The sequence below is a fragment of the Bacillus sp. URHA0034 genome, from assembly GCF_056280405.1.
In genome coordinates this window covers 1,926,655-1,941,543 of record NZ_JBWCDK010000002.1, presented here as the reverse complement: position 1 = coordinate 1,941,543, position 14,889 = coordinate 1,926,655, and the positions used below count along the sequence as shown (strand labels likewise).

The 14,889-nt window shown below is 38.1% G+C and carries 14 protein-coding genes; 13 read left to right on the top strand and 1 reads right to left on the bottom strand.

What is annotated here, in order from left to right; all coding sequences use genetic code 11:
* The first annotated feature begins 74 nt into the window (after positions 1-74).
* From cax to rlmD, 11 genes are all read left to right on the top strand, one after another.
* Complete coding sequence (cax, locus tag ACZ9EE_RS11320; RefSeq protein ID WP_476027092.1) at positions 75-1,133, top strand: calcium/proton exchanger; 1,059 nt, start codon at positions 75-77, stop codon at positions 1,131-1,133.
* A 385-nt stretch (positions 1,134-1,518) separates the two neighbouring features.
* Positions 1,519-2,139 carry a YczE/YyaS/YitT family protein gene (locus ACZ9EE_RS11315; RefSeq protein ID WP_476027090.1) on the top strand — a complete coding sequence of 207 codons (621 nt, stop codon included), beginning with the start codon at positions 1,519-1,521 and terminating at the stop codon, positions 2,137-2,139.
* A gap of 101 nt (positions 2,140-2,240) precedes the next feature.
* Positions 2,241-3,059 (top strand): YfkD family protein, encoded by an 819-nt coding sequence (locus ACZ9EE_RS11310; protein WP_476027088.1) that lies wholly within the window; start codon positions 2,241-2,243, stop codon positions 3,057-3,059.
* A gap of 130 nt (positions 3,060-3,189) precedes the next feature.
* Positions 3,190-3,390 (top strand): SE1561 family protein, encoded by a 201-nt coding sequence (locus tag ACZ9EE_RS11305; RefSeq protein ID WP_476032933.1) that lies wholly within the window; start codon positions 3,190-3,192, stop codon positions 3,388-3,390.
* A gap of 137 nt (positions 3,391-3,527) precedes the next feature.
* Entirely contained in the window at positions 3,528-5,072 is a 1,545-nt protein-coding gene (locus ACZ9EE_RS11300; RefSeq protein ID WP_476027086.1) for a fumarate hydratase, read from the top strand.
* Positions 5,073-5,450: 378 nt separating this feature from the next.
* Positions 5,451-6,419: a nuclease-related domain-containing protein gene (locus ACZ9EE_RS11295; protein ID WP_476027084.1), complete on the top strand. Its 969-nt coding sequence runs from the start codon at positions 5,451-5,453 to the stop codon at positions 6,417-6,419.
* A 66-nt stretch (positions 6,420-6,485) separates the two neighbouring features.
* A complete protein-coding gene (pdaA, locus tag ACZ9EE_RS11290) occupies positions 6,486-7,253 on the top strand; it encodes a delta-lactam-biosynthetic de-N-acetylase (protein WP_476027082.1) in 768 nt (255 codons plus the stop codon).
* 157 nt (positions 7,254-7,410) lie between these two features.
* The gene (locus ACZ9EE_RS11285; RefSeq protein ID WP_476027080.1) at positions 7,411-8,217 is read left to right on the top strand and encodes an amino acid ABC transporter substrate-binding protein; all 807 of its coding nucleotides are present in this window, start codon (positions 7,411-7,413) and stop codon (positions 8,215-8,217) included.
* A 17-nt stretch (positions 8,218-8,234) separates the two neighbouring features.
* Positions 8,235-8,915 carry an amino acid ABC transporter permease gene (locus ACZ9EE_RS11280; RefSeq protein WP_476032932.1) on the top strand — a complete coding sequence of 227 codons (681 nt, stop codon included), beginning with the start codon at positions 8,235-8,237 and terminating at the stop codon, positions 8,913-8,915.
* Positions 8,916-8,932: 17 nt separating this feature from the next.
* The gene (locus ACZ9EE_RS11275; protein ID WP_476027078.1) at positions 8,933-9,679 is read left to right on the top strand and encodes an amino acid ABC transporter ATP-binding protein; all 747 of its coding nucleotides are present in this window, start codon (positions 8,933-8,935) and stop codon (positions 9,677-9,679) included.
* Positions 9,680-9,883: 204 nt separating this feature from the next.
* Positions 9,884-11,272 (top strand): 23S rRNA (uracil(1939)-C(5))-methyltransferase RlmD, encoded by a 1,389-nt coding sequence (gene rlmD, locus ACZ9EE_RS11270; protein ID WP_476027076.1) that lies wholly within the window; start codon positions 9,884-9,886, stop codon positions 11,270-11,272.
* Between the two features lie 104 nt (positions 11,273-11,376).
* Here the strand turns inward: rlmD and ACZ9EE_RS11265 are convergent, their stop codons facing one another.
* The gene (locus ACZ9EE_RS11265; protein WP_476027074.1) at positions 11,377-12,543 is read right to left on the bottom strand and encodes an MFS transporter; all 1,167 of its coding nucleotides are present in this window, start codon (positions 12,541-12,543) and stop codon (positions 11,377-11,379) included.
* A gap of 347 nt (positions 12,544-12,890) precedes the next feature.
* Here ACZ9EE_RS11265 and ACZ9EE_RS11260 point away from each other — a divergent pair, with 347 nt between their 5' ends.
* Together ACZ9EE_RS11260 and ACZ9EE_RS11255 are read left to right on the top strand one after the other, a co-directional pair.
* Positions 12,891-13,430, top strand: a complete 540-nt coding sequence (locus tag ACZ9EE_RS11260; RefSeq protein ID WP_476027072.1) for a sigma-70 family RNA polymerase sigma factor — start codon at positions 12,891-12,893, stop codon at positions 13,428-13,430.
* Positions 13,423-14,841, top strand: a complete 1,419-nt coding sequence (locus tag ACZ9EE_RS11255; protein WP_476027070.1) for a DUF4179 domain-containing protein — start codon at positions 13,423-13,425, stop codon at positions 14,839-14,841. Before ACZ9EE_RS11260 ends, ACZ9EE_RS11255 begins: the two co-directional genes overlap by 8 nt.
* The last annotated feature ends 48 nt before the right edge of the window (positions 14,842-14,889 follow it).

Sequence of the window (14,889 nt, the reverse complement as noted above, 5' to 3'; positions counted from 1 at the left end):
TCTTATTTTTAGGTAAATTAAGGTACAAGTGGAAAAATATAAAAGAGAAGTTTGAATTAACTGGAGGGAATGCATTGACGAATAAAGTTTTTATGCTAATGACATTCATTGGGGTTCCAGTGTCTGTGATTGGAACCATGATGCACTGGTCGAGCATAATATTATTTATCCTGTACTGTTTAACCATCGTCGCCTTATCAAGTTTTATGGGAAGAGCCACGGAGAGTCTTGCAATTGTGGCTGGTCCCCGGATCGGCGGGTTGTTAAATGCAACTTTCGGAAATGCGGTAGAGCTGATCATTTCCATCTTTTCCTTAAAGGCAGGTCTTGTAGGCGTGGTTCTTGCCTCGTTAACCGGTTCCGTACTAGGGAACTTACTGCTTGTTGCGGGGCTCTCGTTTTTTATTGGCGGTTTAAAATTCAAGCGTCAGGAATTTAATGTGTATGATGCCAGACATAATTCCGGCTTGTTAATGTTTGCTGTCATGATCGCCTTCGTTATTCCAGAAGTTTTTTCAATTAATATGGATGATACCAGTACACTAACTTTAAGTATAGGAACATCAGTCATTTTGATTTTGCTTTATTTAGCGGCTCTTTTCTTTAAGCTGGTTACCCATCGCGGAGTCTATCAATCGGCTGCCCCTAAAGAGGTCCATGAGGAGGAAGTTCCCGAATGGGGGAAAGGGAAGGCAATTACAGTCCTGCTCATCGCAACCCTTGCTGTCGCTTATATTTCCGAACATCTAGTTCATACCTTTGAATATGTTGGGGACACATTTGGCTGGTCAGAATTATTTATTGGCGTCATTATTGTCGCAATCGTCGGGAATGCCGCAGAACATGCTTCTGCCGTGTTGATGGCCTACAAAAATAAAATGGACGTGGCTGTTGAAATTGCGATTGGATCTACCTTACAAGTGGCGATGTTTGTATTGCCAGTGCTAGTTCTCGTTTCGCTCCTCTTTGAAACGTCGATGCCGCTTATTTTCAGCTGGCAGGAACTAATCGCGATGGTTTCATCAGTCCTATTGATGGTGGTTATTTCGAATGATGGAGAGTCCAACTGGTTTGAAGGATTAACACTACTAGCTGCCTATGTCATTATGGGGATTGGCTTTTTCTTGTTATAGAAATAGAAAAGACTCTATGCCAAATGGTATAGAGTCTCCTTTTTTACAAATTTTTCGATGTAAGGTAAATCTTCATTCATGTGCTATACTGATGCAGCACTATTTTTTTAGGGTTCTAAATCAATCGTTTTCATTTTGTGGGTACCATCAATCACCAACCTTCATGTTTAGTGGAAACTAATAGTAAAACACGAGTGTTGAATTTTCATATAAGACGGGAATCCCAACCTCCTTAAGTTAGGTAAAAGTAAGTATCTCGTAAACCGATTGATTACTGCCCTCCTTTTTTTAAGGTTAAGTTTATTATAATTCCTAGTTAAAGTTTTGTAAATAATCAGATTATTACAATTTTGTTACTTCAGTACCAATACATAAGGAGAGAGAGATGAAATTTACTATACGCTTATTATTTTTCATTATTGGGCTAGCAATCATGACCTTTGGCGTATGTATGACCATTAAGGTTTCAGACGTTGGGGTAGGGGCATGGGATGCTTTGAATGTTGCCCTGACAGAAAAAGTGGGGCTATCGGTAGGGAAATGGGTCATGATTGATGGAGTTATTTTAGTTTTTGTTAATGGCCTCTTAGTAAAAAGAAGACCTGATCTCCTTTCTTTGATGACTATTATTGTAATTGGCTTGTTAGTTGACTTTTGGCTCAATACTGTTTTCAATTTATTTCATGTTCAACTCCTAATAGTGAAGCTGCTTATGTTATTGACTGGGATTTTGATTATCGGTTTTGGTGCATCGATTTATTTACAGGCGAAGTTTCCCCAAAGCCCGATTGATAACTTCATGTTAGCTATCAAGGAGCGGTTCCGTGTTAACTTGATGGCAGCCAAGACCATTGGTGAAATTACTGCATTGATTCCTGCCTTTTTCCTAAATGGGCCGATTTCCTATGGCACTCTCATTATTACGTTTACAGTAGGACCAGCCATTCAACTGTTTTTTCCTTATTTTGAGAAACTTATGCAGCGTTTGCAAATGAAATATTCATAGTATAGTTAAAAAAGTCTTAGAGGGAAATGGATAATATGGGGGAACTCCGAAAAAACTATTAGCAGACTGATTAATGTTCTTAGTGAAAGGAGTTCCAGCTCGTGAAGAAAAATGTTTCGTTATTTATGACACTGCTATTAATGTTAACCTTTATACCGTCTGCTTTTGCTCAAAAAGCCCCGGTAAAACAATCTGCAATAAAATATCAAAAATATCAGGTTCCACCATCGGTTCGTAACATTTCGAAAGAAAATACGTACCCGAATTCAACACAGGACTTACCATTACTGCAACCAAGTGATATGACCAAAAAACTGATTAATTCTTCAAGAGTTAAAATTCAAAACCCTGATCTGATTCGGATGCTTAATGAGTCAAGCATTAACAGTTCGCCGTTTGCGATTGGGTACAGAGCGATTATTTATCTTGGCCAGTGGCCATTAAACTACGAATCATCCGAAACTTCTCCTAACTGGGAGTATCAAAAAATTAACACCAATTATTTTGATAATCGCGGCGGCAAGACTCCGTATCAAATCAAGTATGTACAGGAATCACAAAAGATTATCAGAGGCGGTTTGACTTCTAAAATTCCGAATGCAGAAGAAGTCAAAAAGATGATGTTGTTGAAGGCAATGGAAAAGACACGTCTTCCGTTAGCCTTTGAAACCATTATTGGTACAGGGACTAAGAATGATCACATTTACAATATCCCGCCAAATCGCTTGGGTTATTTATATGCTTATGCGCCGGGGGTAAGTGAAAAAGGAAAGGTCACATACGGAGAAGTCTATTTGATGCTGAAAGGAAGTAAAAAGTTTATTGTTATCAAAAACGTTACCTCCCAAGGCATTGGAGCCTGGATCCCTGTACAGGATTATGTTTCCTTTGGCTTTGCAGCCTCTGAACGGCCGAGATAATTGCGTGGATATTTAAGACTCCTCTAACTGAGGGGTTCTTTTTTTAGGAAACTGGGCAAAATATGATTAACCCATTGCCAAAGTTGTTATATTTCGATAGGATGGAACGGTAATGAAAGGAGTGGATCATTTGGGCAGCCCAATTCAAAATAAAAATACACAAGTGGATTTCCTAAAACACCGTTTAAATATGTTTATCGATGTACTTGATGCGATTGATCCCGAAGAAACTGAGTTAGAGGATATTGATCGTTTAATCTCGATGCTCGATGAGATGGAATCTAAATGCCGAGAATTTACTAATCGTGAAGTGAGTGAGTCTGTTGAATAACAGGCTCTTTTTAATGGGGAAATTCCGTTTACATTTCCTTTAATTCTACTGGTTATAGGAGTATAATGTAAGCGTGTAAATAGTTGTAAAATTAAAAATAGAGAAAATGGGAGAACCAAGGGAAAGGGGTACTCGAATTGAATATTGAAAAATTTCAAGAAAGCATGTACGAGCTAATTGTTGAAACATCAACGAAACTTCCGAAAGACGTTCGCCGTGCTGTATTAGCGGCCAAGCAAAAAGAAAATGCAGGAACAAGTGCCGCCATGAGTCTTGCAACGATTACCAACAATATTAAAATGGCTGACGATCAAGTTTCACCAATTTGTCAGGATACTGGTCTGCCAACCTTTAAAATTAAGACGCCTGTGGGCGTTAACCAATTAGAAATCAAAGAAGCGATTAGAAATGCCATTGTCCTTGCTACAAAGGAAGGGAAACTGCGCCCGAACTCTGTGGATTCCTTAACAGGTAAAAACAGCGGGGATAACCTTGGTGCCGGGGTACCAGTGATTAAATTTGATCAATGGGAAAAGGACTATATTGATGTCCGGTTAATTTTAAAAGGCGGCGGCTGTGAGAACAAAAACATTCAATACAACCTGCCATGTGAATTAGAAGGACTTGGCCGTGCCGGCCGTGATCTTGATGGTATTCGAAAATGTATCATGCATTCTGTTTACCAGGCACAGGGTCAAGGCTGCAGCGCTGGTTTTATTGGGGTAGGTATCGGTGGTGACCGTTCATCAGGTTATGACTTAGCAAAAGAGCAATTATTCCGTTCGGTTGAAGACGTGAATCCAAACGAGGATCTCCGCAAACTAGAAGAGTATGTAATGGAAAATGCAAACAAATTAGGAATCGGAACGATGGGCTTTGGCGGTGAAGCAACCCTTTTAGGTTGTAAAATCGGTGTCATGAACCGGATTCCAGCAAGCTTTTATGTTTCAGTTGCCTACAACTGCTGGGCATTCCGCCGCTTAGGTGTGAGTGTGGATGCTGCAACGGGTGAGATTAATGAGTGGGCTTATCAGGATGGTGAGTTCATAGATTTCGCTGAAACGGAAGCAGAAAAGGAAACAGCTGCTGCGTTGTCCACCGATGTGATTACGTTAGAGGCCCCGATTACAGAAGAAAAGATTCGCTCGTTAAAGGTTGGCGATGTCGTTCAAATCAATGGTTTAATGTACACCGGCCGTGATGCGATTCATAAATATTTAAGTGATCATGAGGCACCGGTTGATTTGAATGGACAGGTTATCTATCATTGCGGTCCAGTTATGTTAAAAGACGATAATGGCAAGTGGCATGTAAAGGCTGCTGGTCCGACAACTAGTATTCGTGAGGAGCCTTATCAAGGTGATATCATGAAGAAGTTTGGTATTCGTGCCGTGATTGGTAAGGGCGGAATGGGACCGAAAACATTGGCAGCCTTGAACGAGCATGGCGGTGTTTATTTGAACGCGATTGGCGGCGCTGCCCAATATTATGCGGATTGTATTAAAGGTGTTGAAGGCGTTGATTTGATGCAGTTTGGTATTCCTGAAGCGATGTGGCACCTTCGTGTTGAAGGCTTTACGGCCGTTGTAACGATGGACTCACATGGCAACAGCCTGCATGCTGATGTAGATAAGTCTTCATTGGAAAAGTTAGCTCAGTTTAAGGAGCCGGTTTTTAAATAATAGGGGTTTGGGGATAGGCGTTAGTGGGGCGCCTGTCCTTTTTTTTGTAAGGAGATAGTTGGTAAAAAGGTACATTTTTTGTTGAATAAGTATTGAATGTTGTAGAATTCCTCTAGTCTTTCGTAGAATTAGGGCAAAATATCTTTAAATCGGAAATTAATTTCTAAGTGATGTAGAATTGGAGCCTTGATTTGTAGAATAAATTGAATAATTGTAGAATTCCTCCTTTACTTTGTAGAATTCTGCACTAAAATTGTAGGATTCCTATAACAAGTAAACCGATTTGATGTTTAATTCATAAAAAGTTCACGTGAATTTTAAAGGATAGTGCATCTAATAAATCGAATTTATCCTTCAATATGAAGGGAGGCATGAATTTTGTTCGTTAAAAACTTAAAAGCACCCATTATTTTGCAAAGGGCAGAAGCTCTCGAGAAAAGAATCGCTCAAAATCATCCTAGTATTTCCGATTTAAAGTCTTTTATCAAAAATTCAAGGTCAGGATATAATGGTGAACGGAAAATAAATTATTATTTAAACCAAATACCATCGGAACGGTTCTATATTTTTCACGATCTCCGCCTACAATATGGAGATAATGCCTACTTCCAAATTGATGCCCTGCTTCTCTCCTCCAGAGGAATTTTCATGTTAGATGGTAAAAACCACTCAGGAAAGCTAATTATCGACCCAAATCAAATGATCCAAGAGTATGAAGATAAAAGAGTTATTTATGAAAATCCCGTTTCCCAGGCCAACCGACACAACCTGTTGTTATCTTATTTTTTAGAAAAATATAAGATACCATCTGTCCCAATAGAATCCCTTGTGGTGATTAGCAAATCCTCAACTGAATTAGTTATTAGTTCCGGATATTCGGAAGCTATAACGAAGGTCTGCCGGTTAAGTGACTTACTGAAAAAATTAGAGGTTCTTTATCATCGTTATAATCGTGAACTACTAGATAACAAAACATTGGAAAAAATAAAAAGGCTGCTTCTAAAGAAACATACACCATTAAATACAGACCTATATGAGAAATTTAGGATTTTAAAATCAGAAGTAATAACTGGGGTCCAATGTCCAAAGTGCTTTTCTTTTTCAATGGACTATCAGAGAAAGAATTGGAAGTGTCCTAACTGTCATTTTATCTCTCAAGACGCCTATTTGAATGCTGTAAAAGATTACTTTTTGTTAGGAAATTCCTCGTTTTCTAACATGGAACTGCGCTCATTCCTTCATCTGCCATCTTCACGAATCACCACCTATACCATGTCCTTATTAAATTTCCCATATACAGGTACAACCAAAGGCCGCAACTACCATCCCCCTAAAGATTTCCTATAAATACTAATTATCCTTTTCCCCTTAATAACAAACACTAAAATTAACAAAATAATAGGGGGAACATGGATGCAACGCTTAATCACCTTATTTGCCATCATGTGCTTATTAATCCCGACTAGTACCTATGCGGCAGTATCTAACCAGCCAATTAACTGGGGGTTTAAAAAAGCACAAAATGAGATTCCGCCCGAAGCTGGCGCCCAGTATGACCAGCTGCTGGCAAAATACGGGGCTTTTTATAAAGGCGACCCTAAGTCAAAGATCTTATATGTTACCTTTGACAGTGGATACGAAAATGGCTACACTCCGAAAATTCTCGAAGTCTTGAAAAAAGAAAAAGTCCCAGCAACCTTTTTTGTGACAGGACATTTTCTAAACTCACAGCCCGAGCTTGCCAAACAAATGGTGAAAGAAGGACATATCATCGGCAACCATTCCTGGAGCCATCCGGATTTTACCGCTGTTAGTGATGAAAAAATCCGTGAAGAGCTAAAAAAGGTAAAGGTCAAAACACAAGAAGTAACCGGGCAAAAAGGAATGAAGTATCTTCGCCCGCCTCGTGGTGTATTTAGCGAGAGAACCATGAAAATTGCAAAAGAAGAGGGGTACACACATGTCTTCTGGTCACTTGCATTCGTTGACTGGAATATTAATCAGCAAAAAGGCTGGCAATATTCTTACAATAATATTATGAAGCAAGTTCATCCAGGCTGTGTCCTTCTGCTGCATTCGGTCTCAAAAGATAACGCCGATGCACTCGAACAAGCGATTAAAGACTTGAAAAAGAGGGGCTATAAATTTAAAAGCCTCGATGATTTTCCTAAACCTAAGTAACTAAACGAGGCCGGATTCAACAGAATTCGGCTTTTTGAATTTTTTATCTTCTGAAAAATTGTTTTTTAATATAGTTGAATTATTTTATTGACATAATAGAATTTCTGGATTAATGTAAGAAAATAAATAAAACCGATAAGAATATGGGGGATTAACTGTGAGGAAATATTTACTATCTTTTGTAAGCATACTTTTGTTGTTTGCACTAGCTGCATGTAACAATACAGATAAAAAGAATGATACAGCATCAACTGCTAATAAATCACTTTATGATCAAATTAAAGCGAAAGGCGAAGTAACGATTGGTACGGAAGGTACTTATGCTCCATTTACCTTTCATGATAATAACGATAAATTAACCGGTTTTGATATTGAAATAGCAACAGAAGTATTTAAACGTCTAAACATTAAGCCCAAGTTTATTGAAACGAAATGGGACGGAATGATTGCCGGTCTGGATGCAAAACGTTATGATATGGTTGCGAACGAAGTTGCGGTTCGTCCTGAACGACTTGAAAAATATGATATGTCAGATCCTTATATCGCTTCAAAAGCAGTATTAATTGTAGGATCAAATAATAATACGATTAAATCGCTTGATGATTTGAAGGGTAAAAAAGTTGGACAGTCATTAGATAGCAATTACCGAGTCGTTGCTGAAAAACATGGGGCAACTAATACAGTGGTTGACGGTTTTAACCAGGCAATTGATTTGATTACTTCTAAACGAATTGATGGAACCATTAATGATAGCCTTTCTTATTTAGATCTAAAGAAACAACGTCCTGATTTACCAATTAAGGTTGTTTATACAGAGCCAAACGCTACACAAAATGCTTTCTTATTCCGTAAAGATAACCCTGAATTAGTTAAGGCAGTAAATAAGGCATTAGCAGATATGAAAAAAGATGGAACCTACTTAAAAATTTCCAAGAAATACTTTGGAGAAGATGTTTCTAAGTAAAGGATTGATTCAAATTGATGGCAGATGATCGTTTACATCGGATAATGGGAATCCTAAGTGATTCCTTTTTTCCACTTTTAAAAGCGGGATTGTATTTTACAATCCCTTTAACATTGATTTCTTTTGCACTGGGGATTATTCTTGCTTTCTTGACTGCTTTAGCACGCCTGTCGAGTATAAAGCAATTGAATGCAATTGCGAGATTTTATTTGTGGATTTTTCGCGGCACACCATTATTAGTGCAGCTTTTTATCCTCTTTTATGGATTCCCAAGCATGGGAATTACGTTAAATCCATTTCCGGCAGCCGTCATCGGATTTACCCTAAATGTAGGTGCGTATAGCTCTGAAATCATTCGTGCCGCCATTCAATCGATCCCCAAAGGACAATGGGAGGCTGCCTTTTCGATTGGAATGACAAAGTCGAAGGCGATGAGGAGAATTATCCTGCCGCAAGCAATAAGAGTATCCCTGCCGCCGCTTGGGAATTCCTTTATCAGTCTTGTCAAAGATACCTCATTAGCAGCGACGATTACTGTTACAGAAATGTTTCAAAAAGGTCAACAAATTGCTTCAGTGACGTATGAACCCCTATGGTTATATATTGAAGTGGCTTTCATTTATTTGATTTTTTGTACCTTCCTATCTAATCTGCAATCGAAGCTTGAACGGCGATATGAAAAAGGCGTTGCTAGATAATGGAGGGAGGGAGATATATGATTTCAGTTGAAAAAGTGACTAAGCGATTTGGAGAATTGGAGGTCCTACGGGGAATTGATTTATCCATCGAGAAAGGCAAGACAGCCGTTATTATCGGTCCTTCCGGTTCAGGCAAGACGACATTTTTGCGTTGCTTAAATTTACTAGAAACTCCTGAGTCAGGGAAAATAACTTTAGGTGAAAAGTCCATTGATTTCTCAGGAAAAACAAAATTGTCCTCTTCTTCCATAACGTCATTTCGTCAGCAAACGGGAATGGTATTTCAAAATTATAATCTATTTCCTCATTTAACAGCGATAGAGAACGTAATGGAAGGCCAGGTTCATGTCTTAAAGCGAGAAAAAACAGCAGCTCGGGAGAAAGCTCTGACATTACTAGACAGGGTTGGTTTGCGAGATAAAGCTAATATGTATCCGCATCAATTATCTGGTGGACAACAACAACGGGTAGGGATTGCTCGTGCGATGGGGTTGGATCCGGCTGTGTTGTTATTTGATGAACCTACCTCTGCCCTTGATCCTGAATTGGTCGGTGAGGTGCTAAAGGTAATGAAGGACCTAGCTGATGAGGGTATGACCATGGTTGTAGTGACTCACGAAATGTCATTTGCTAAAAATGTCGCAGATCAGGTCATTTTTATGGACCAAGGGGTCATTGTAGAAAAAGGAACACCTGAGGAAGTATTTACAAATAATGAAAACCCAAGATTGGTCCAATTCTTAAATAAAGTGATTGGCAGATAGAAAAAATTTAACTTGTAAATATTAATGAAGGCAACTTACCCATTTGGACGTTGCCTTTTTTTTGTTATTTAAAAAGAATGAACAAAGATTTGCCGCAATACCTTAGTAAACACTTACCAAGCCGGATTCAGGCAGAATTCGGCTTTTCAATATAAAACATGCTATAATACAACTCAAGCTTTTTTAAAATTTGGAGTGAGAAAAATGAAAACCGAACAAGGTATTAAAATACAATTAAAACAAACCTTTCCGTTAACCATAAAGAGACTCGGAATTAATGGGGAAGGCGTGGGTTATTTTAAAAAGCAGGTAGTCTTTGTCCCCGGGGCTCTGCCTGGTGAAGAGGTAGTAGTTGAGGCAACTAAAATCAATCCTAAGTTTGCTGAGGCGAAAGTCAAAAAGATTCGGGTTAAATCACCGCATCGAGTCCAGCCCCCATGTACATTTTATGAGCAATGCGGCGGCTGCCAGCTTCAGCATTTGCAATATGGCCAGCAGTTGAAAGAAAAACGGGATATTATTGTTCAATCACTAGAACGGCACACAAAGTTGAACGTGAATCAGCTCGAAATTCGTGAAACAATTGGAATGGAAAATCCATGGGGTTACCGGAATAAGAGCAGCTTTCAGGTAGCACAGAAAAATGGCAAGGTCTTAGCCGGATTATATGGTATGAATTCACACCAGCTTATTGATATTGAGCATTGTGCGGTCCAGCATTCACAAACAAATGAAGCCGTTACAACAGTAAAGTCAATTCTCCAAGACTTGCAAATCCCTATATATAACGAAAAAACTAGAAAAGGGATTGTTAGAACGATTGTTGCACGTGTAGGTATGGAAACAGGCGAGCTGCAGGTAGTTCTGATAACCACCCAAAAGGACTTGCCTAAAAAGGAGTCTATTATTGAAGAAATACAAAAAAGGCTCCCTAAAGTGAAATCAATTGTTCAAAATATAAATGGTGAAAAAACCTCACTTATTTTTGGAGCGGAAACCCTTGCTCTTGCAGGTGAAGAGTTTATTCAGGAGACGCTAGGGGATCTACAATTTGAGCTGTCGGCGAGAACTTTTTTTCAATTGAATCCGATTCAAACGGTCAAGCTCTATAATGAGGTTAAAAATGCTGCAGCCTTGACCGGAAAAGAGAAGGTAGTCGATGCTTATTGTGGTGTCGGGACAATTGGATTATGGCTCGCTGACCAAGCGGCAGAGGTCCGCGGGATGGACGTCATCCCAGAATCAATTGATGATGCCAAGAAAAATGCCAAGCGTCATGGATTCACTAATACAAAATACGTCCCAGGTAAAGCGGAGGAAGTATTGCCAAAGTGGGTCAAAAAAGGCTGGAAGCCGGATGTCATCGTAGTCGACCCGCCAAGAACCGGACTAGACAACCAGCTCCTTCAAACGATTTTGCAGGTGAAACCAGAGAAGCTTATTTATGTTTCTTGTAATCCTTCTACCTTGGCAAAGGATATTAAAACTTTAAGTCCGAAGTATGAGGTGAAATATATTCAACCTGTGGATATGTTCCCGCATACAGCACACGTGGAGTGCATATCACAGCTCATATTAAAAAAAGGCAACTAACCCTTTGGGCGTTGCCTTTTTCAGTTTCCTGACAATAGACTTTTTTCTTGCTGGTAATCAGACTGTATTTTCTGCAGAGTACTTTTGTTAATTTCCGATAATCGCTACGCCGCTAGCTGTTGTTCATTTTCATGATCAAATCTTCGGAATCTAATAAGTGAGTAAACAAGTACAAGCATCACTCCAAGCGTCAAATAAGGGAGGTAAGGAGAATGAATCGTCTGAACAAACAGGTACAATACTAGATACATTATTGAACGACCAAGTGTGATTAAAAATTCACGTTTCAAAAGAATAACGATTTGATCTTCTTTTCTCATGCCGTTTAAATATCTGAAAAATGTATTGTCCATAGTGTAACCGTACACGTAAACTGAAATCACAAGTCCGACCATTGCCACAAAATAAAGTGGTTCTAACTGCGCGAAACCGGTAAGCAGAATGAACGCCGTACTGATTAAGGTATAAATCACAAACTGTGTTTCCAATTTCAATTTTTTCAATCTCGATATATAAACAATGCCAATGGTTAAAACCACAATATTTAACACATTCAAATACGATATATAAAGCGCGTTTTTGGATAAAACAACCATCAAAATAACTTGCAGGCACGCCATGCATTCCAAAACACCTGCGGTAATAATCCCAAATGGCACCATTTGTTTAGACACCTTAACAGTTCTATAATCGTGGACGAAGTTCGATTTAAATTCAGCTTCAATTGAGGGCATTTTGGTGACTGCCACAAAATAAAAAATTGAAATCAAAAGCATTAAACAAAATGAAACCGCGAAACTAAAATAATAGATTAAAAAAGAGTTAATGAGTGGAAGTATAATCATTAAAATGTTTTTTACATAACCAATACGCGAATTAAAGATATCGAGTTCTGATCGAGTTGATAGAACACTTAACGCATAATTGGAAGACGAATAAAAGAAACCAAAAACACAACCAAAACAAGTTGCTGAAATGACAAGAAGAACTATATGATTTAAGTAAGAACTTAAAAGCAGGACAATAAAAAGGATGATGGCTGACAAAGCGCTTAAATAATAGCTTGTTTTTAACTTATTTTTAAATAGATAATACGTCCCGATTATATATGCAAAGCACGACAAAAAATAACTTAAGCCATTAAAGGCAATCAGTGGTCCTAGTGTGGTGCTGTTTTTCCAGAAATAATAACTGATAAAAATGGTGCTGTACCCAGTTATACTCAAAAAAACCGATTGTAGAAGGAACAGCTTTTTCAGATCTGAATTCATTAAGAACATCTCTTTTCTCGTTGAATTAAAACTTTTGCATACTTAGTTTAAAGGGAAAACAAAGTCTTGTAAAGGAGAAATAATTAACACTTATGATGGAAATTACGAAGCGAAACTAGCAGCACCTCATGTATTGCCACATGCTCTTTGGACGCGTGAAGTGAATCACGCAGCTCATTTTATTGAAAGGCAACTAACCCTCCGGGGCGTTGCCTTTTTGTGTTTTTTGTAACGGCTTAACAAAGCGGTATTAAATTTGGGCAGTACCATCGAGAAATTTATTATTAATTTTTGAAACTTTTTCTAAGTATATATTCTACTAATAGTTGAGAGGAGTTGAGAGAGAGATGGAGTTTGATAGCGATAAGATGGTTAAAAAAGCAATCAGGGGTAATAAAAAGGCCTTTGAACAACTCATAAAGCAGTACTATGAACGAATCTACCGGACTGCTTATCTATATGTACATAACGAAGAGGATGCATTAGATGTCGTTCAAGAGGCAACGTATCAAGCTTTTACGAGTATTCATTCGTTAAAGCATCCGGAATATTTTATGACTTGGCTTACAAAAATTATTATCCGCTGCGCCAGCCAAATTCTTAAGAAAAGAACTAATATTGTACGGCTAACAGACGAAGTAATGTCTAATTTAACGGTAACCTATCATTCAGGTCATGACGAAGCTATAAATCTAATAGATGCGATCGGACAGTTAAAAGGGAATTATCGATCCGCTATTATTTTGTTTTACTACAATGATTATTCTATTAAAACCATTAGTGAAATCATGGAGATCCCCGAAGGAACTGTAAAAACTTATTTAAGCAGGGGGAAAGCCGAATTAAAAAAATCCTATAAAGAAGAGGAGGGCAAATGTAATGGATGACAAAGAAGTAAAAAGAGCTATTGAAAAAATAGTGGTACCAAAAGAAAAAGTGTTTACCGCTATTGATAAAGGCTTAAAAATGTCAGGGCAAGGTAGGAATATAAAGAAAAAGAAAGCTTTTGCAGGTTCAGCTGCTGCTGCCGCTGCTCTCCTTGGAATGACTGTTGCCTCTGGTTTTATTAATCCTACTATGAACAAAGTATTAGCAAACGCACCGTTAATTGGAGGAATCTTTCAAGAGTTTGGTGATTCAATGGGCGTTGAACTTTCGAATCAGGATGCAGTTACAGAATTAAATCAATCCATTACTAAAAATGGAGTGACTGTAAAACTCACCAGCGCTTATTTTGATGGTAATGTGGTATCCATTACAGGATTTGTAGATGAAGGTGTTGAAAAGGGGGGCAACGAAAAAGGGGAAGTAAGCTTTGATATGAACTTCGAACACTATAAGGGGGATTATGACCCTTGGCTGCGTGGAAAGTCAACTAACATTAAGAAAGTGGCTAATGGTTATAACTTTCAATGGAAAATGGAATATCCATATAAATCATTTAAGGAGAATTCTACTCTCCCCATTGCAATACATAATATCAACGGAATAAAAGGCGAATGGATTTTTGATATTCCAATTAAACAAGAAAAAAATCGTACACTTGCTATAAACAAGGAACAAGAATATCCGGAAGACGAGGTAAAAATCCGTATTAAAGAGATACTCACAGCAAAAGCATCATCTTCGCTTATTTATGAGACTGTGGAGAAATACAAGGATGATGATATTTATATACAAAAAGCTGTTGATAATAGAGGAAAAGTTTATAGGTTTGAAGACCCAACAATTCTCGAGGAATCGAAACAAGAAGATGGATATCATAGTACCATGCGAAGAGAAATGAACAAGTTCAATTCAGATATTACTTCACTTTCCTTTTATCCTCAGTTAACTGCAGCAGATCCGAAAGTAGAACAACTTTTGAATAGTAAATCTTTCACCTTAAAAAGCACACGGTTCAATTTAGGCTTGCAGGTAAATGATGTTACTCAAAAAGGTGGGAATTTGGTAATAGATTATCAACTTACAGGACTTCCAAAGAATTTGAGTAAAGGTAAACTGGAAATAATTAACCATAATTTGGAATACCTTTTCTGGTTGGTTGATAAAGAATATTTAACCGAGATCGACCCAGAAAATCCCTGGCCTCCTAAAAACCATGGTATTCCCTTTAATAAGGTAAAAATGATTGATAAGTCAACAGCACACTTCCAATCTACTTTTGACTTAAACGGAAAAGAAAGGATTGAGAATTTTAAGCTGGAAAATACAATGTTGCTATTTGATTTTTCAAGCTTCGTCCCAGCTAAAAAATTAAAACCTTTTACTGTTGAACTTCCAATGGAGAATAAATAAACTATAGCATTTCTGAAAAATAGTAAACAAGATACTAAGTCTCTCGGT